We start from the raw sequence: 18,305 nt of genomic DNA, 5'->3' as shown, positions 1-18,305 counted from the left end.
GGGCGGGGCACTTCCATCAGATCGATATCAGGCGGTGCGGCGAATACCGCGTTTGAGCAACAGTTCGCGCTCGGATTCGCTCAGTCCGCCCCAGATTCCGTATGGCTCACCGACGGCCAGGGCATGTGAACGGCATTGGGTGACCACCGGGCAGCTGCGGCACATTTCCTTCGCCCGCATCTCGCGCTGGGCGCGGGCCCGGCCGCGCTCGCCGTCCGGATGGAAAAACATCGATGAATCGACACCTCGGCAAAGTCCTGCCATTTGCCAGTCCCAAATGTCGGCATTTGGTCCGGGTAGTTGCTGCGGCTGTGGCATTTGGAAAACCCCTCTCGTCGCACCTAATTCGCGAAACGCGTAAGTGCGTGAGTCGCGGAACCGATCCGAGCTCTTGTCGCCGATGACTACTCGTGCACACAACGTAGAAGGGCTACCGAAAAACCGTCAATACCCAGGTCCTGTGCGTAACCGCATAGCAGCAGCGTGAGAATTTACATCACGTTCATCATTGCGACCCGCACGCAACGAGAAGAGTGTTCAACAAGTGCTGCGAAGTTGACACTTGTGTGTATTTCCGCTGTTCGCTGCGTTTGCAATTGATTAGTAGGTGAGCGGTAGTTGATCTGCCGGAAACACTGCGACCATCAAGTGTTAACCAAGGTTGGGTGCATCACGTCGCCCGCGACCCGCCCCAGACGGATTGATAGCGTCGCGATTCGATGATCACCCCGACAACATCGCTGGCCGACGCGGCTTTCGGCGCTCGACCGGACCTCTGGCCGCTGCCAACGGCGACCTCACAGCGGGATCGGTGGCTGCGCGCCGTCGCGGCCGGCGGCCAGGGTCGCTACGGCAGTGCGTTGGCCGACTTGGTCGGCATCGTCCGGGCGGCCGGCCCGGGCCCGTTGGTCTCGCTGGCACACAGCACCCGCGCCTCGTTCCTGCGTCAGCTCGGCGGGCACCGCGTGGCGCGCGGTTGGGATGGACGAGCCTGGGCTGCGGCCGGCGGGGACCCCGAGGCCGGTGTCGACGCACTGGTGGGTCTCGCGGCCGACGCTCTCGGGCTGGGCCGGCTGGCGCTCTCGGCCCGGCTGCTCGAACGCGCGACGCACCTGCTCGATGCTTCCGGACCCGCCCGGCTGCCGGTACGGCTGCGGTGGGTGTCGGCCGAACTGAACATGGCCGGCGGTGCCGGAGCGGCCGCCGTCGCACACGCCGAGCGAGCGGTGGAACTGTCCGGGGTGACCGGCTCGCCGCGGCACACGGTCAAGTCCGCGGTGGTGCTTGCGGCCGCCCTGTGCTGCGACGGTCGCCTTGAGCAGGCGCGGCGGGTCGCCGACGAGGCGCTGGCCGACGCGCAGCGGTTCGGCCTGGTTCCGCTGCAGTGGGCGCTGGGATGCCTGCTCGCCGACATCGGCAGTGCCGTCCATCCACCCGCGCACGTCGCCGCTGTTCGGGACGCTGCCGCCGATACAGTGCGACGCAGAGGCGGCGTGTGGTCGCGTCGCTGAAGCGGTTCGGCCCGCCTGGATCGTTAGTGTTTATCTGACGCACATCCTGCCCGGATGTGTCCCTTACGTAACGCTGGAGATATCGCCCACGATGACAATTTCGGGAGAACGTCTCGATGATGTCGTCGCTGATGCGGTGGCAGGCAATCGGGATGCACTCCGGGTGGTGCTGGAGACCATCCGCCCGATCATCGTCCGGTATTGCCGGGCGCGGATCGGGTCAGCAGAACGAAGTGGTCTATCGGCTGACGATATTGCGCAGGAGGTGTGCTTGGCCGCCATCACGGCGCTGCCGCGCTACCAGGATCAGGGGCGACCCTTCCTGGCATTCGTGTACGGCATCGCTGCGCACAAGATCGCAGATGCCCACCGGGCGTCCGCGCGTAACCGCTCTGAGCCCACCGATGTGGTGCCGGAGCGGTTCTCCGGGGAAGCCGGGCCTGAACAGCGTGCCTTGGACTCCGAGGCGTCCGCCCGAATGGACCGGTTGCTGGCCACCCTGCCGGAGAAGCAACGCGAGATCATCATCCTGCGCGTCGTGGTCGGCATGAGCGCCGAAGAGGTCGCCGAGGCCGTCGGCAGCACCCCTGGCGCCGTGCGGGTCGCCCAGCATCGTGCGCTGGCCAAGTTGAAGTCCGAGATCGGTGCGGGCGGTGGCGACTATGCCTGATTTCGGCCGCTGGACCTCCAACGGAGGCGATCCCTCCCTCAACGACATCAACCGCGCCGACAAGTTCCTCGACGCGCTGGCCACCGAGCAGCCGGTGTACTCCACCGACCGCGCCGATGCCGAGCTGGCCTTCCTGCTCTCCGGCTGGCGGGACGAGGTCCGTCAGGTACCGATCGAGCATGTGGTCCCGCCGCGTGAAGCCGAGGAGGCCCTGCACAACGCCCTGGACTTCTCCTCGCGGCGGCGCAACCGGCGATCGCTGGCCGTGATCGGTTCGGCGGCCGCCGCGGTGCTGTGCCTCGGTGGTTTTGCCTCGGTGGTGTACAGCGCAGATCCCGGAGATGGTCTGTACGGCCTGCACACCATGTTGTTTGGCGACCAGAAGCAGACCCGCGATGACGCGGTGGTGCTCGCGGCTCAGACCGAGATGCAGCAGGTGCAGCAGCTGATCGACACCGGCCAATGGGACCAGGCGCAGGACAAGCTGGCCGCCCTGTCGACCAAGGTGCAGAGCGTCGAGACCGTCGAACGCAAGTCCGAGCTGATCCAGCAGTGGAATGCGTTGACCTACAAGGTCGTCGAACAGAACCCGGCCGCCACCCTGCCGCCGGTGGGGGAGCCCTTGCCGGTGTTGCCGTCCTCGCCGCTGACGTTGCTGCCGCTGCCGGTGATCGAAAGCCCCACCGACACCAGCACGGCGCCGTCGGTCACCGATGTGACCACGACGACGGGGCCCGAGGTGCTGTTGACCACGACCACCCAGGCATCGGAAACCACTGAAACCTCGGCGTCCACCAGCACCACCGCCACGACGTCGGACCCGGCGCCGTCGAGCACGTCGACCACGTCGGTGGCCCCGAGCGCGACGACCACCACGGTCGCCCCGAGCACCACCACCACCACCACGACGGTGGCGCCCAGCACGACGACGGTGGCGCCGAGCACCACGACGACGACCGTGCCGCCCAGCACCACGACCACCCAGGCGACCGTGGCGCGCACCGCCACGACCACCACGGTGGCGCCGAGCGCGGTGGCACCGCCGGCGCCCGCATCGGTGGCACCGCCGGTGCAGCAGGAGGAACCGAGCGCACCGCCGGCTCGCACACAGGCCCCGCGCACCCCCGAGGAGGCCGCTCAGGCACCGGTGCAGACGACCAAGGCCCCGGCGGCGGAGCCGTCAACCCCGCAGCGCGCACCCGAGGTGGTCGTGACAACGACCACAATGCCCGGCGGTCATTGACCACCGGGCACGTGTGCAGTTCAGAAGATCAGCGGTACCCGTCGGATTCCGAGGTGGCCTCGTTGAGTGACGCGTCTGCGTAGCCGCGGCAGTAGTCCCACGTGACGTAGGCATCGGGTTCGGGGTCGTAGGCAGGTTCATGGGGGCGGACGGTTCCGTCGACCAGCAGCTGCAGCAGGTTGGCGCGCAGCATGTCCCAGTCGTGGTAGTGGTCCTGCTGGCATTCGTCGCAGCACACGACCAGCCCGCGAATTCCCTTGTGGGCCAGCAAGGCTTCGTACACGGCCAGATCGGCGAGATCGGCTTCGACGGCGCTGCGTTCCTGGGGATCGAGCGGCAGGCCGGGCTCGATCGCGTCGAGCGCCGACGAAGGATCGCATGGGTCATCTGCGAAGGGATCCGGCGGCAGCCCCGGCGGGAGGTCATCACGCACGGATCTAGCCTACGCAGCCCCGCCACATCCGCGCCAGCCGTTCCCCGGCGGGGCGAGCGAAGCGACGGGGGGAAGCGTCAGCGGGGCGAGCGAAGCGACGGGGGGAAGTACCCGCAAGGCACCCGAACGGACGTCCTGCGGCGGTGTAGTCACGAGCATCGAGGTCAGTGCCGATAAGATGGCCCTTTAGATCCTCGCCTGTGCTCGGCCGTGTTGGTTCCTGGAGGCTCCACCCATGTCAGTTGTTGAAAGCAGCAGCATCCCCTTCGTCGTACCGGTGCCCACCGGTGGCGACGATCCGACGAAGATCGCGATGCTGGGGCTGACTTTCGACGATGTCCTGCTGCTGCCGGCCGCCTCGGATGTGGTGCCGGCCAATGTGGACACGTCCAGCCAGCTGACCAAACGGATCCGGCTGAGGGTCCCGCTGGTGAGCTCGGCGATGGACACCGTCACCGAGTCCCGGATGGCCATCGCGATGGCCCGGGCCGGCGGTATGGGGGTGCTGCACCGCAACCTGTCGGTGGCCGAGCAGGCCGGCCAGGTGGAGACGGTGAAGCGGTCGGAGGCCGGCATGGTCACCGACCCGGTCACCTGCTCGCCGGAGAACACCCTGGCCGAGGTCGACGCCATGTGTGCCCGGTTCCGGATCTCCGGACTGCCGGTCGTCGACGCCGAAGGCTCGCTGGTCGGCATCATCACCAACCGGGACATGCGCTTCGAGGTCGATCAGTCCAAGCCGGTCGCCGAGGTGATGACCAAGGCCCCGCTGATCACCGCGCAGGCCGGCGTGTCCGCCGAGGCCGCACTCGGTCTGTTGCGCCGCTACAAGATCGAGAAGCTGCCGATCGTCGACGGGCACGGCAAGCTGACCGGGCTGATCACGGTCAAGGATTTCGTCAAGACCGAGCAGTTCCCGCTGGCCACCAAGGACAGCGACGGGCGGCTGCTGGTCGGTGCCGCTGTCGGGATCGGCGACGACGCATGGACCAGGGCGATGACGCTGGCCGACGCCGGGGTGGACGTGCTCATCGTCGACACCGCACACGCCCACAACCGGCTGGTCCTGGACATGGTGAGCCGGCTCAAATCGGTCGTCGGTCAGCGTGTCGACGTGGTCGGCGGCAATGTCGCCACCCGGGCCGCGGCCGCGGCGCTGGTGGAGGCGGGGGCGGACGCGGTCAAGGTCGGCGTCGGGCCCGGCTCGATCTGCACCACCCGCGTGGTGGCCGGTGTCGGTGCCCCGCAGATCACCGCGATCCTGGAGGCGGTGGCCGCCTGTTCACCCAAGGGTGTGCCGGTGATCGCCGACGGTGGCCTGCAGTACTCCGGTGACATCGCCAAGGCCCTGGCCGCCGGCGCGTCCACCGCGATGCTGGGTTCGCTGCTGGCCGGCACCGCCGAATCCCCCGGCGACCTGATCTTCGTCAACGGCAAGCAGTTCAAGAGTTACCGGGGCATGGGGTCGCTGGGTGCCATGCAGGGTCGCGGCACGCAGAAGAGCTTCTCCAAGGACCGCTACTTCCAGGACGACGTGCTCTCCGAGGACAAACTGGTTCCGGAGGGAATCGAGGGCCGGGTGCCGTTCCGTGGCCCGCTCTCGACCGTCATCCACCAGCTGACCGGCGGCTTGCGGGCCGCCATGGGATACACCGGATCGAACACGATCGAGCACCTGCAGCAGGCGCAGTTCGTCCAGATCACCGCGGCCGGGCTCAAGGAAAGCCATCCGCACGACATCACCATGACTGTCGAAGCGCCGAACTACTACGCCCGCTAGCCCGCAAGGACTCACAACATGCGTGACATGGTTGAAATCGGCATGGGCAGAACCGCCCGCCGCACCTACGAACTCGACGAGATCAACATCGTCCCGTCCCGGCGCACCCGGTCCAGCAAGGACGTGTCCACGGCCTGGCAGCTGGACGCCTACCGGTTCGAGATCCCGGTGATGGCGCACCCGACGGACGCCCTGGTGTCGGTCGAGTTCGCCATCGAGATGGGCCGGCTCGGCGGTCTCGGCGTGCTCAACGGCGAGGGTCTGATCGGCAGGCACGCTGATGTCGAGGACAAGGTGGCCCAGGTCATCGAAGTCGCCGCGACCTCCTCGGATGAGTCGGCCGCGATCCGGTTGCTGCAGCAGTTGCACGCGGCGCCGCTGGACCCGGGTCTGCTCGGCGCGGCCGTCGCCCGCATCCGCGAGGCCGGTGTGACCACCGCGGTGCGGGTCAGCCCGCAGAATGCGCAGGCGCTGACGCCGGCGCTGGTGGCCGCCGGGATCGACCTGCTGGTCGTGCAGGGCACCATCATCTCAGCTGAAAGGGTCGCCCAGGATCACGGCGTCGGCGAGCCCCTCAACCTCAAGACGTTCATCTCCGAGCTGGACATCCCGGTGGTGGCGGGTGGCGTGCTGGATCACCGCACCGCGCTGCACCTGATGCGCACGGGGGCGGCCGGCGTCATCGTCGGGTACGGCTCCACCCGCGGGGTCACCACCAGCGATGAGGTGCTCGGCATCAGCGTGCCGATGGCCACCGCCATCGCCGACGCCGCCGCGGCGCGCCGCGAATACCTCGACGAGACCGGCGGACGTTACGTGCACGTGCTGGCCGACGGCGACATCCATACCTCCGGTGACCTGGCCAAAGCGATCGCCTGCGGCGCCGATGCAGTGGTGCTCGGCACTCCGCTGTCGTCCGCGGCCGAAGCCCTCGGTGGCGGCTGGTTCTGGCCGTCGGCGGCGGCGCACCCGTCGTTGCCGCGCGGCGCGCTGCTGCAGGTGGCGCATGGTGAACGCCCGCCACTCAAGCAGGTGCTCGACGGCCCGTCCGACGATCCGTTCGGTTCGCTGAACCTGGTCGGCGGGCTGGCCAGGTCGATGGCCAAGGCCGGGTATTGCGACCTCAAGGAATTTCAGAAGGTCGGCCTCACGGTCGGCGCCTGAGGATCGGACACTCTTTACAAGTTAGGTGTTCCTGTCTAGAAAGTTACCTGCCGGTAGCGTCATACTGGTCTGATGCAGCCTGATTATGACGTTCTGATCATCGGCTCGGGTTTCGGCGGCAGCGTCAGCGCGCTTCGCCTCACCGAGAAGGGGTACCGGGTCGGGGTCCTGGAAGCTGGCCCGCGCTACACCGACGCCGATTTCGCCAAGACCTCCTGGGATCTGCGCCGCTTCCTGTGGGCGCCGCAACTGGGCATGTACGGCATCCAGCGCATCCATCTGCTGCGCAACTGCATGATCCTGGCCGGCGCCGGGGTGGGTGGCGGTTCGTTGAACTACGCCAACACCCTGTACGTGCCGCCGGAGCCGTTCTTCGCCGACAAGCAGTGGTCGGGTATCACCGACTGGCGCTCGGAGTTGATGCCGCACTACGAGCAGGCGCAGCGCATGCTCGGGGTGGTGAAGAACCCGACCTTCACCGATGCCGACCGCCTGATGAAGGAGGTCGCCGACGACATGGGCGTGGGGGACACCTTCGTCGCCACGCCGGTGGGTGTGTTCTTCGGGCCGGACGGGGAGAAGGCCCCCGGCAAGACGGTTCCGGACCCGTACTTCGGCGGCGCGGGCCCGGCCCGCACCGGGTGCATCGAATGCGGCGAATGCATGACGGGCTGTCGGCACGGCGCCAAGAACACCCTGGTGAAGAATTACCTGGGCCTCGCGGAATCCGCTGGGGCGCAAGTGCATCCGATGACGACGGTGACCAGCTTCAGTCAGCGGGCCGACGGCCTGTGGGAGGTCAGCACCGTGCGGACCGGAAGCAAGCTGCGGCGCAAGCGCAAGACGTTCACCGCCACCAACCTGATCGTCGCGGCGGGCACCTACAACACCCAGAAGCTGCTGTTCAAGATGCGCGACACCGGGAAGCTGCCCAGGCTGTCGCAGCGGCTCGGGGTGCTGACCCGCACCAACTCGGAGTCCATCGTGGGCGCACAGACACTGTCGGTGCCATCGGAGCTGGATCTGACGCACGGGGTGGCCATCACGTCGTCGATCCATCCGACCGCCGACACGCACGTCGAGCCGGTGCGCTACGGCAAGGGGTCCAACGCGATGGGTCTGCTGCAGACGCTGATGACCGACGGCGCCGGACCCAAGGGCACCGACGTGCCGAGGTGGCGGCAGTTCCTCGACCAGGCCGGCCAGGATCCGCGTGGGGTGATCCGACTGCTCAACCCGCGGGACTGGAGCGAACGGACCGTCATCGCGCTGGTGATGCAGCACCTGGACAACTCGATCACCACGTTCACCAAGCGCGGACCACTCGGCAAGCGGCTGATGTCGTCCAAACAGGGGCATGGCGAACCGAATCCGACCTGGATCCCGGCCGGGAACGAGGTGACCCGCCGGATCGCCGAGAAGATCGACGGCGTGGCAGGCGGCACTTGGGGCGAGCTGTTCAACATCCCGCTCACCGCGCACTTCCTGGGCGGTGCGGCCATCGGTGACAGCGCCGAGACGGGTGTCATCGACCCGTATCACCGGGTGTACAACTATCCCACCCTGTACGTCACCGACGGTGCCTCGATCTCGGCGAATCTCGGTGTGAATCCATCGCTTTCGATCACGGCGCAGGCCGAACGGGCGGCGTCGCTGTGGCCGAACAAGGGCGAAGCAGACCTGCGGCCGGCCCAGGGAGAGGCCTATCAGCGGCTGGCGCCGGTGCAACCGGTGCGCCCGGTGGTGCCCGTCGACGCCCCCGGCGCATTGCGCCGGCTGCCCATCCAGCCCGTCAGCTCGGCGGGCTGACGGTCAGTTCTGATCGGTTGCGGCGGGGACGGATTCGAGCAGCCGGGTGATCATTCGCTCGATCATGTCGGCGCGGATGATCCCGGGCTGAAGCAGTTCCTCCATCGCGACACCGGCGGTGATGGTGACCACGAGCTGGGCAAGATCGGCCAGTCGTGGAGCGGGTAGGCCGGTGCCCGCCCGCTCGACGACCCGCATCGCCTGTTCGACGGCGGCCCGGCGCCGCGCGATGAGGCGTTCGCGCAGTTGCGGATCGCGCACGGCGCGTAGCCAGAACTCGAACAGCACCAGCTGATACTGATCTTGGTCCTGGATCGAGTCGAGCATCGATTGGCTCAGCGCCCGGGCCGTGGCGGCGATGTCGCCGCCGCCGTGGTCGAACGCGGTCACGATCAATTCGCTGCGGGTCTCGAACTGGCGGTCCAGCAGGGCCAGGAACAACTCGTCCTTGGATTCGAAGTTGGAGTACACCGCACCCTTGGTGAATCCGGCGGCCTGCCCGATCGCGTCGATGGTGGTGCCGGCGAACCCTTCGGCGGCGAATACGCCCAACGCCGCATCGAGGATCCGGTCGCGTACCTCATCGCGAGTGGGGCGGGTCCGCACGGGTTTGACAGGCGACATGGACATCAGCATACTCGCAAGTATCGATTGGATACCAGTCGGTATCGAAAGGTGTGGAGATGGCAGACGACGAGGACATCGCAGCGGAGCAGGAGCCGGAGGACACCGCCGAACCGCAAGATTGCGCTCCCGCGCTGATCGTCGCGACCGGGCTCGGGGTCGACGGCGAGCACGGACCGTTGTTCGCTGGTATCGATCTCGCGCTCACCAGCGGTTTCCACGCCATCCAGATGCCCGGCGGGTGGGGGCAGACTGCCCTGTTGTTGACCTTGGCCGGCCGGCTCAAACCGAGTTACGGCAGCGTCAGCGTGTGTGGCGAAAGCCGGCCGGACGCGATCCGCAGGCACTGTTCGATCGCGGCATTCGCCGATATCGACGATCTGGAGGACTCGGTGACCGTGTCCACGGTGCTCGCCGAACAGCACCGGTGGCTGACGCCGTGGTACCGCCGGGTGCCCGCGCAGGCCGGCGCGACCACCCTGGCCGAGGTGTTCGGCGAGATGGCACCGCCGTCGGCGGCCACCTATGTCAGTGAACTGTCCGACCTGGAGCTGTTCCTGCTGCGAGTCACCCTGGCGCTGTTCTCGGATCGGCCGATCCTGGTGGTCGGCGATCTCGAACAGGTCCGCGACAACACCCGGCGTGCGCTCGCCGTCGAGCGGCTCGGCGCACTCGCGCAGCGGCGCACCGTCGTCGTCGGCGTGACCAATCCGCTCGGCTCCGACGCGCCCGTGCACGACCTCCATGACCACCGCAGCCCGACCCGAAAGGACCGATGATGCCGGCAGGACTTGCCTTCGGGTCCGAGATCAAACGCTTCGCCCGGAGTCGGCTGACCCGGGTGGCGATCGTGGTGCTCATGCTGCTGCCGCTGGTCTACGGCGCGCTGTATCTGTGGGCGTACTGGGATCCGTTCGGCCACGTGAACAAGATGCCGGTGGCGCTGGTCAACGCGGACCGCGGGGCAATGGTGTCCGGGCAGCAGGTGAACGCAGGCGACGAGATCGCCAAGAGCCTGACCGCCGACGGCAGCATGGACTGGCACGTGGTGAGCCCCGACGAGGCACGCACCGGCGTCGAGCACGGCAAGTACTACTTCATGCTCGAATTGCCCCCGGATTTCAGCGAAGCCATCGCCTCGCCGCTCACCGGGCAGCCGAAACAGGCCAACCTGATCGCCGTCTACAACGATGCCAACAACTACATCTCGTCCAGCATCGGCCGGACCGCGACCGACCAGGTGCTCAACGCGGTGTCGACCCGGATCTCCGGCCAGGCCGTCAACCAGGTGCTCTCGGTGGTGGTCAGCTCCGGGTCCGGCATCAAAGCCGCCGCCGACGGCGCCCGGCAGCTCGCCGACGGTTCAGTGAAAGTCGACGACGGCGCGGGACAGTTGTCTTCGGGGCTGCACACCGCGCGCTCCGGGTCGGCGCAGGTGGCCGCCGGCGCCAAGCAACTCTCCGACGGCATCACCAAAGCGACCGATCCGCTGGTATCGGTCACCAGGGCACTCTCGCAGCTGGGCGGCGACACCGAAAAGCTGACACAGGGCACCGCGGCGCTGCGGCAGGCCAATGATCAGATCGGTGCCATCAGCACCGCTCAGGACGCCGCGGTCACCTCACTCAGCACGGTCATCGATCAGCTGTCCGCGAGCGGAGATCCGTTGGCCAACAACGCGGCCGGGACCCTGCGCGGTGTGCAGGACCAGCTGCGCGCCCACCAGTTCACCGAACCGATCCGCAGGCAGCTGACCGACGCCGAGAACGCCGCGATATCGATGACGTCGTCGCTGCGCACCCCCGGTAGCCCGCTGAGCACCGGCCTGGATCAGGTGGGCGCCAAGGGCCAGGAGCTGACGGCCAAACTGGACGAGTTGCGCGGCGGTGCACAGAAACTCGCCTCCGGCAGTGCCGAATTGGCAAGCGGGGTGGTCAAACTCGATGACGGTGCACGACAGCTCAAGACGGGCACCGGTCAACTGCGGACGGGATCGGCCGAGCTGGCCACCAAACTCGCCGACGGCGCCAAGCAGGTACCCGAATGGTCCACCGCACAGAAGGAGTCGATCGCCGACACCATCGGCGGCCCGGTGCACCTGGAGACCGCACATGAGAACGCCGCCCCGAACTTCGGCACCGGGATGGCGCCGTTCTTCATCACCCTCGCGCTGTTCTTCGGTGCGCTGGTGCTCTGGATGGTGCTGCGCCCGTTGCAGAACCGCCCGATCGCCGCGGAGGTGCTGGCCATCCGCGTCGTGCTGGCCAGCTATCTGCCCGCGGTGGCGATCGCGTTGTGCCAGGCGGTGATCCTGTACTGCGTGGTGCGGTTCGCGCTGGGTATGAACGCCGCCCATCCCGTGGCGATGTTGGGCTTCATGATGTTGGTCTCGTGTGCGTTCGTCGCCGCTACACAGGCGATCAACGCCCTCGTCGGGCCGGCCGTCGGCCGGGTGCTGATCATGGCATTGCTGATGCTGCAGCTGGTCAGTGCGGGCGGCATGTACCCGGTGGAAACGACCTCCAAGCCGTTCCAAGCATTCCACGCCTACGACCCGATGACGTACGGGGTGAACGGATTACGTCAGCTCATCCTCGGCGGCATCGACTTCCGGCTCTGGCAGGCCGTGGCCGCGCTGCTGATCATCCTGGCGGGGTCGCTGGTGATCTCCGCGCTGTCGGCCCGGCGCAACCGGATGTGGAACCTCACCCGGCTGATGCCGGCGATCAAGATGTGACCGACGGTCACTCCGCCGGGGTCATCCGCCGGCGCACCGGTTCGCGGCCGGGGGGCTGCGGCGGCGCGGGCAGCAGCGGCTTACGGGTGGCCACCTGCACCGTGGTGGGCTCGCGGGTGCTCAGCTCCAGATCACGCCCGGCGTGCCGAATGTTCAGCTTCGAGTGCGGGCCGTCGCGCAGGGTGTAGGACACCTCGGCGTGGGTGGCATCGACGGTCAGGCGGAATTCGCGCCAGCGCAACCGGAATCGCAGCCGGTCGATCCCGTCGGGCAGGCGCGGGTCCAATGCCAGCACACCCTCGTCGTCGCGCAGCCCGCCGAACCCGGCTACCAGCGCGATCCAGGCGCCGGCCAACGAGGCCATGTGCAGGCCGTCGCGGGTGTTGTGGTGCAGGTCGCGCAGATCGATCAGGGCGGCCTCGTAGGCGTAGTCGTGGGCGAGTTCCAGGTGCCCCACCTCCGCGCACAGCACCGCCTGCGTGCACGCCGACAACGACGAATCCCTGGTGGTGCGGCGCTCGTAATAGTCCACGTTGTGCGCCTTCTGCGCCGGGGTGAAGGCGTGGCTCTGCCAGTGCATGGCCAGCACCAGGTCGGCCTGTTTGAGCACCTGCGTGGGGTACAGCCGGACGTAGTGCTCGTGCAGCAGCAGCGGATATTGGTCGTTGGCCGAAAAATTCCATTCCGCCAGATTCGTGAAACCCGCGCATTGTTGGTGCACACCGAGTTCCTCGTCGAACGGGATGTGCACCGCGGCGGCCGCATCCCGCCAGGCGGCGGTCTCCTCGGTGGTCACGCCGACGGCGTGGGCCGCCTCGGGGTGCCGCAGGCAAGCCTGCGCTGCCACCCGAAGGTTGTGCGCCGCCATCAAATTGGTGAACACGTTGTCGCTCATCAGGGCGGTGTACTCGTCGGGCCCGGTGACACCGTCGAGGTGCCATACCCCGTGCCGATCGTGGTGGCCCAGCGAGATCCACAGCCGCGCGGTCTCCACCAACACGGCAAGCCCGCATTCGCGTTCCAGGCTCTCGTCGCCGGTCACCAGTCGGTAGCGCTCGAAGGCCATCGCGATGTCGGCGTTGATGTGCCAGGCCGCCGTGCCGGCCGGCCAGTACGCCGAACACTCCTCACCGGCAATGGTGCGCCACGGGAAACTGGCGCCGGCCAGACTGAGCTGTGCGGCACGGTCCTTGGCCAGCTGCAGCGTGGTGGCCCGCCACCGGAGCGCGTCGGCGGCGGCGTGCGGTTTGGTGTAGGTGAGCACCGGCAGCACGAAACCTTCTGTGTCCCAGAAGGCGTGACCGTCGTATCCGGTACCGGTCAGGCCCTTGCCGGGGATCGCGCGGCGTTCGGCGCGGGCGCTGGCCTGCAGGACGTGGAACAACCCGAAGCGGACCGCCTGCTGGCTGTCCGGATCGCCCCACACCTCGACGTCGGCGGCATCCCAGAATTCGTCCAGATACGCGCGCTGGGCGTCGAGCAGGCCCTGCCAGCCGCTGTATTTGGCGCCGGCGATGGCCCCGGCGGCCTGGTCACGTAGCGCGGGGCGGGATCGCAGGCTGGACCAGCCATAGGCCAGATACTTGACGATGCGCAGCTTCTGGCCCGGCCGTAGACCACAGATCACCGTGGTGCGTGCCAGATCGGCCCTGGCGTCCGTGCTGATCTCGACCCGCCCGGGAACGTCGACCTCATGCTCCATCGCCGCGGCCATCATCAGACCGCTGTTGCGGGTCTGATGCACCAGCAGCCCACCAGTTTCGGTGTGCTCATGGGAGACCGGCTCCAGCGGGCGTACCAGTGCGGTGGCCACCCGGGGGTCGGCGGATGTCTCCGGTTGATCCTCATTGGCCACCAGCTCGGATTGCACTGTGAGCCGGACGAATTCGTCAACTGTCTCGACCACGTACTCGATGGCCGCCACGCTGCGCTGGGTCAGTGACACCAATCTGGTGGAGGTGATCTTCACCTGTTTGCCCGCCGGCGAACGCCATTGGGCCACCCGCGACAGCGTCCCGGCCCGCAGGTCGAGCACCCGCTCATGGTCCACCAGTTCGCCGTAACGAACGTCGAACGGCTCGTCGTCGACGAGCAGCCGGATGATCTTGCCGTTGGTGATGTCGACGATGGTCTGCCCGGCCTCCGGATAGCCGAAGCCGGTTTCGGCATAGGGCAGGGTCCGGGTTTCGTAGAACGAATTCAGATAGGTGCCCGGCAGGCCGTGTGGTTCGCCCTCGTCGAAATTGCCGCGCAGCCCGATATGGCCGTTCGACAGTGCGAACACGGATTCGGACTGGGCCAGCAGGTCGAGGTCCAGCCGCGTCTCATGGATCCGCCACGGCTCGACGGGGAAGGCGTCATGGGTGATCATCGGCCATCCCGCAGCAGGTCGGCGAGATCGGTGACGACGATGTCCGCGCCGTGGGATCGCAGCTCATCGGCCTGACCGACCCGGTCCACGCCCACCACGTATCCGAACCGCCCGGCGCGGCCCGCGGCCACACCGGCCAGCGCGTCCTCGAAAACCGCCGCGGCGGCGGGCTCGGTGCCCAGCAGCTGGGCCGCCCGCAGGAACGAGTCGGGCGCCGGCTTGCCCGGGATGTGTTCGTCCCGCAGGGTGACCCCGTCCACCCGCTGGCGCACATAGCGGGCCAGACCGGTCACCTCCAGCACCTCACGGGTATTGGCGCTGGAGGACACCACCGCCACCGCGAGACCCGCGGCGGCCACCTCGGTGAGATAGCGCCGGGATCCCTCGAACACCTCGACGCCGTCGGTGTGCAGCACCTTCTGGAACATGTCGTTCTTGCGGTTGCCCAGGCCGGATATCGTCTCGGCGTCCGGCGGATCGTCCGGGGTGCCCTCGGGAAGCTCGATATCGCGGCTGGTCAGGAAGGCGCGCACGCCGTCCTCACGGCGCTTGCCGTCGACATAGGTCAGGTAGTCGTGCTCGACGTCGAACGGGATGAACCGGTCGCCGGTGTGGTCCGCGCGCGCCCGCAAATACTGGTCGAACATCGCCTTCCATGCCGTCTTGTGCACGCTCGCGGTGTCGGTCAGCACCCCGTCGAGGTCGAACAGGCAGGCGCACACGCCCGCCGGCAAGCCCAGCATTGGCGGTCCTCGCTTTCGCATGGTGGACAGGTCCCCAGTCCACCATGCCCGTTTCCGGCCGTGGTCATGCTTGGTGAAGTTGTGACATTGCGCCCGCGTGGCAGTGCGCGGGCGGGTCGACCGGGTCGCTGCGCTCGCCCAGGGCGCGGCTGCGCCGGCCGTATACGTCCACCGGCACGTCGCCGGCCAGGGTCACCCGGTGCATGACCCGGTGCTGGTCGTCGTAGTCGTCGACGGCGCGGTGCTGGGTGGCCCGGTTGTCCCACATGGCGACGTCACCGGGCGCCCAGTTCCAGCGAACGGTGTTCTCGGGCATGGTGATCCGACGCTGCAGCAGGTCCACCAGGGCGTGTGACTCGTGACCGTCCATACCGAGCAGGGCGCGGACGAAATCACCGGCGAGCAGGGTGCGTTCACCGGTCTCGGGGTGGACCCGCACCACGGGATGTTCGGTGCGCAAGTCCGGTTTCTCGAACACCTCCCGCAGCGCGCGCTGGGTGTCGGTCATCGCCGCGGTCGGTGCGCCCGCATAGTCGTAACGGTTGCTGTGAAGTGCCCACAGGTTCTCGGCGAGGCGCTTGAGCGGATCCGGCAACGAGTCGTAGCCGGCCGCGGTGGAGGCCCACAGGGTGGAGCCGCCGTAGCTGGGCAGCGTCACCGCGCGCAGCACCGAGATCGCGGGATAGTCCGGCATGAAGGTGACGTCGGTGTGCCAGCGGGTGGCCTTGGCGTACTCGGAGTCGATCGGGGCGATGACGCCTGCACCGTCGCGCTTGAACGCGTGATGCCCGACCGGGGTGCCGAGCAGCCGGGCGAAGGCCTGCTGGCGGTCGTCGTCGAGGTCGTGCTGGGACCCGAAGAACACCACCTTGTGGCGCAGCAGCGCACGGCGGATCTCGCCGACGGTCCCGGCGTCGAGATCGCCGCCGAGGACAACGCCGTCGATACGGGCGCCGATGTGGCTGCCCAGCTGGGTCACGGTGATGGTCATATCAATCCTTTGCACTGGCCGAAGGAGGTGTAGTCAGGTGACTACACCTGCGCTGTGGGCTAGTGTAGTCAAGTGACTGCAGACACGCCACCAACCGGCCGGGAGGAGGTGGTGGCGGCCGTTCTGGAGGCCGCGGCCGACCTGTTCGCCCAGCGTGGACCGTCGGCGACCTCGATCCGGGACATCGCGAGCCGGTCCCGGGTCAACCACGGGCTGGTGTACCGGCACTTCGGCACCAAGGAACGGCTGGTCGGCGCGGTGCTGGACCACCTGGGCGCGGCCCTGATCGCCCTGGTGTCCGGCGGAGCGCCGGCCGAGGACATCGAACAGGCGACCGACCGGCACACCCGCGTCATGGCCCGGGCCCTGCTCGACGGTTATCCGGTGGGGCAGCTGCAGACCCGGTTCCCGAATATCGCCCTGCTGCTGGAGACGGTGCGGCCCCGCTACGGGGACGCACCGGCCGATGACCGGGCCGCTCGGCTGGCCGTGGCCAATGCCGTTGCGCTGCAGCTCGGCTGGCGGATGTTCGAGCCGTTCCTGCGGTCTGCGACGGGCCTCGGCGATGTCACCGAGACCGACCTGCGCGCCGTCATCGGCGCCCAGGTCGCCGGGATACTGGCGCCGGACCGAGGCCGAACCGCCGCCGAGCAGCACAACTCTTAGACTGAGCGGGTGGAATCAGCTCCGAGCCGCCCCGTCCTCGTCATCGACTTCGGCGCGCAGTACGCCCAGCTGATCGCGCGGCGCGTGCGGGAAGCCCGGGTGTTCTCCGAAGTCATCCCGCACACCGCGACGGTCGAGGAGATCAAGGCCCGCGATCCGCAGGCCATCGTGCTCTCCGGCGGACCCGCCAGCGTCTACGCCGACGGTGCGCCGAAGCTGGACCCGGCACTGTTCGATCTGGACGTCCCGGTGTTCGGCATCTGCTACGGCTTCCAGGCCATGGCCCAGGTGCTCGGCGGTACGGTGGCGCACACCGGCACCAGCGAGTACGGCCGCACCGAACTGAAAGTGTCCGGCGGGCAACTGCATTCGGAGCTGCCGGAAACCCAGCCGGTGTGGATGAGCCACGGCGACGCCGTCACCGAGGCGCCCGACGGATTCGATGTCGTGGCCGCCAGTGCCGGCGCCCCGGTGGCCGCCTTCGAGAACCGGGCCCGCCGGCTGGCGGGAGTGCAGTACCACCCCGAGGTGCTGCACTCGCCGCACGGGCAGCATGTGCTGAGCCGGTTCCTGCACGACTTCGCCGGGATCAGCGCCGCGTGGACGCCGGCCAACATCGCCGAGCAGCTCATCGAGCAGGTGCGCGCCCAGGTCGGTGACGGACGGGCCATCTGCGGACTGTCCGGCGGGGTGGATTCCGCGGTCGCCGCTGCACTGGTCCAACGCGCCATCGGGGACCGGTTGACCTGTGTGTTCGTCGACCACGGCCTGCTGCGGGCGGGGGAGCGGGCGCAGGTGCAACGCGACTTCGTCGCCGCCACCGGGGCCAAGCTGGTGACCGTCGACGTCGCCGACCGCTTCCTGGACGCCCTGACCGGGGTCACCAATCCCGAAGGCAAGCGCAAGATCATCGGCCGTGAATTCATCCGCGCGTTCGAGGGCGCGGTGCGCGACAGCCTCAGCGAGTTCGAGATCGACTTCCTGGTGCAGGGCACGCTGTACCCGGACGTGGTGGAGTCCGGCGGCGGCACCGGCACCGCGAACATCAAGAGCCATCACAACGTCGGCGGGCTGCCCGAGGACCTGAAGTTCAAGCTCGTCGAACCGCTGCGGTTGCTGTTCAAGGACGAGGTCCGTGCCGTCGGCCGCGAGTTGGGGCTGCCCGAGGAAATCGTTGCGCGCCAGCCCTTCCCAGGACCGGGATTGGGTATCCGGATCGTCGGGGAGGTGACCGCAGGCCGGCTGGACACGCTGCGCAGGGCCGATGCGATCGCCCGCGAAGAGTTGACCACCGCCGGCCTGGACCACCAGATCTGGCAGTGCCCGGTGGTGCTCCTCGGCGATGTGCGCTCGGTGGGCGTGCAGGGCGACGGCCGCACCTACGGTCACCCGATCGTGCTGCGTCCGGTGTCCAGCGAGGACGCCATGACCGCGGACTGGACCCGGGTGCCCTACGACGTGCTGGAGCGCATCTCCACCCGGATCACCAACGAGGTGCCCGAGGTGAACCGCGTGGTGCTGGACATCACCAGCAAGCCGCCGGGCACCATCGAGTGGGAGTGA

16 protein-coding genes are annotated in these 18,305 nt (G+C 68.1%); 10 read left to right on the top strand and 6 right to left on the bottom strand.

Annotation, left to right across the window (positions count from 1 at the left end):
* Positions 1–27: 27 nt before the first annotated feature.
* Positions 28–318, bottom strand: a complete 291-nt coding sequence (locus tag ACXPWS_RS24525; RefSeq protein WP_458709146.1) for a WhiB family transcriptional regulator — start codon at positions 316–318, stop codon at positions 28–30.
* Between the two features lie 401 nt (positions 319–719).
* Here ACXPWS_RS24525 and ACXPWS_RS24520 point away from each other — a divergent pair, with 401 nt between their 5' ends.
* From ACXPWS_RS24520 to ACXPWS_RS24510, 3 genes are all read left to right on the top strand, one after another.
* Entirely contained in the window at positions 720–1,511 is a 792-nt protein-coding gene (locus ACXPWS_RS24520; protein ID WP_458709145.1) for a hypothetical protein, read from the top strand.
* Positions 1,512–1,602: 91 nt separating this feature from the next.
* Positions 1,603–2,181 carry a sigma-70 family RNA polymerase sigma factor gene (locus ACXPWS_RS24515; protein WP_458709144.1) on the top strand — a complete coding sequence of 193 codons (579 nt, stop codon included), beginning with the start codon at positions 1,603–1,605 and terminating at the stop codon, positions 2,179–2,181.
* On the top strand, positions 2,174–3,424 hold the full coding sequence (locus ACXPWS_RS24510) for an anti-sigma-D factor RsdA (RefSeq protein WP_458709143.1): 1,251 nt from the start codon (positions 2,174–2,176) through the stop codon (positions 3,422–3,424). The genes ACXPWS_RS24515 and ACXPWS_RS24510 overlap by 8 nt, the downstream gene beginning before the upstream one ends.
* Positions 3,425–3,452: 28 nt before the next feature.
* On the opposite strand, the gene ACXPWS_RS24505 is transcribed toward ACXPWS_RS24510, so the two are convergent.
* Complete coding sequence (locus tag ACXPWS_RS24505) at positions 3,453–3,857, bottom strand: DUF5319 domain-containing protein (RefSeq protein ID WP_458709142.1); 405 nt, start codon at positions 3,855–3,857, stop codon at positions 3,453–3,455.
* A gap of 235 nt (positions 3,858–4,092) precedes the next feature.
* On the opposite strand from ACXPWS_RS24505, the gene guaB reads away from it, so the two are divergent.
* The 3 genes from guaB to ACXPWS_RS24490 all read left to right on the top strand — a co-directional run bounded on the left by guaB (position 4,093) and on the right by ACXPWS_RS24490 (position 8,610).
* Positions 4,093–5,637: an IMP dehydrogenase gene (gene guaB / locus ACXPWS_RS24500; protein ID WP_458709141.1), complete on the top strand. Its 1,545-nt coding sequence runs from the start codon at positions 4,093–4,095 to the stop codon at positions 5,635–5,637.
* 27 nt (positions 5,638–5,664) lie between these two features.
* Positions 5,665–6,801, top strand: a complete 1,137-nt coding sequence (locus ACXPWS_RS24495; RefSeq protein WP_458713680.1) for a GuaB3 family IMP dehydrogenase-related protein — start codon at positions 5,665–5,667, stop codon at positions 6,799–6,801.
* A 72-nt stretch (positions 6,802–6,873) separates the two neighbouring features.
* Complete coding sequence (locus ACXPWS_RS24490; protein ID WP_458709140.1) at positions 6,874–8,610, top strand: GMC oxidoreductase; 1,737 nt, start codon at positions 6,874–6,876, stop codon at positions 8,608–8,610.
* A 3-nt stretch (positions 8,611–8,613) separates the two neighbouring features.
* Here the strand turns inward: ACXPWS_RS24490 and ACXPWS_RS24485 are convergent, their stop codons facing one another.
* Complete coding sequence (locus tag ACXPWS_RS24485; protein WP_458709139.1) at positions 8,614–9,246, bottom strand: TetR/AcrR family transcriptional regulator; 633 nt, start codon at positions 9,244–9,246, stop codon at positions 8,614–8,616.
* A gap of 47 nt (positions 9,247–9,293) precedes the next feature.
* Here ACXPWS_RS24485 and ACXPWS_RS24480 point away from each other — a divergent pair, with 47 nt between their 5' ends.
* Both ACXPWS_RS24480 and ACXPWS_RS24475 read left to right on the top strand, forming a co-directional pair.
* Positions 9,294–10,013, top strand: coding sequence for a hypothetical protein (locus tag ACXPWS_RS24480; RefSeq protein WP_458709138.1), 720 nt, complete (start codon positions 9,294–9,296; stop codon positions 10,011–10,013).
* Positions 10,013–11,971, top strand: coding sequence for a YhgE/Pip family protein (locus tag ACXPWS_RS24475; RefSeq protein WP_458709137.1), 1,959 nt, complete (start codon positions 10,013–10,015; stop codon positions 11,969–11,971). The genes ACXPWS_RS24480 and ACXPWS_RS24475 overlap by 1 nt, the downstream gene beginning before the upstream one ends.
* Before the next feature lie 7 nt (positions 11,972–11,978).
* Here ACXPWS_RS24475 and ACXPWS_RS24470 read toward each other — a convergent pair whose 3' ends face one another.
* From ACXPWS_RS24470 to ACXPWS_RS24460, 3 genes are all read right to left on the bottom strand, one after another.
* The gene (locus ACXPWS_RS24470; RefSeq protein ID WP_458709136.1) at positions 11,979–14,342 is read right to left on the bottom strand and encodes a glycoside hydrolase family 65 protein; all 2,364 of its coding nucleotides are present in this window, start codon (positions 14,340–14,342) and stop codon (positions 11,979–11,981) included.
* Complete coding sequence (locus ACXPWS_RS24465; RefSeq protein WP_458709135.1) at positions 14,339–15,085, bottom strand: beta-phosphoglucomutase family hydrolase; 747 nt, start codon at positions 15,083–15,085, stop codon at positions 14,339–14,341. Before ACXPWS_RS24465 ends, ACXPWS_RS24470 begins: the two co-directional genes overlap by 4 nt.
* A gap of 64 nt (positions 15,086–15,149) precedes the next feature.
* Positions 15,150–16,076, bottom strand: a complete 927-nt coding sequence (locus ACXPWS_RS24460) for a TauD/TfdA dioxygenase family protein (protein ID WP_458709134.1) — start codon at positions 16,074–16,076, stop codon at positions 15,150–15,152.
* A gap of 72 nt (positions 16,077–16,148) precedes the next feature.
* Here ACXPWS_RS24460 and ACXPWS_RS24455 point away from each other — a divergent pair, with 72 nt between their 5' ends.
* Positions 16,149–16,742, top strand: a complete 594-nt coding sequence (locus ACXPWS_RS24455) for a TetR/AcrR family transcriptional regulator (protein WP_458709133.1) — start codon at positions 16,149–16,151, stop codon at positions 16,740–16,742.
* Between the two features lie 9 nt (positions 16,743–16,751).
* Positions 16,752–18,305, top strand: coding sequence for a glutamine-hydrolyzing GMP synthase (gene guaA, locus ACXPWS_RS24450; protein ID WP_458709132.1), 1,554 nt, complete (start codon positions 16,752–16,754; stop codon positions 18,303–18,305).

The sequence above is a fragment of the Mycobacterium sp. BMJ-28 genome (assembly GCF_054404835.1).
Note: the sequence above shows the minus strand (reverse complement) of the source record. Positions and strands in the feature narration are given on the sequence as shown.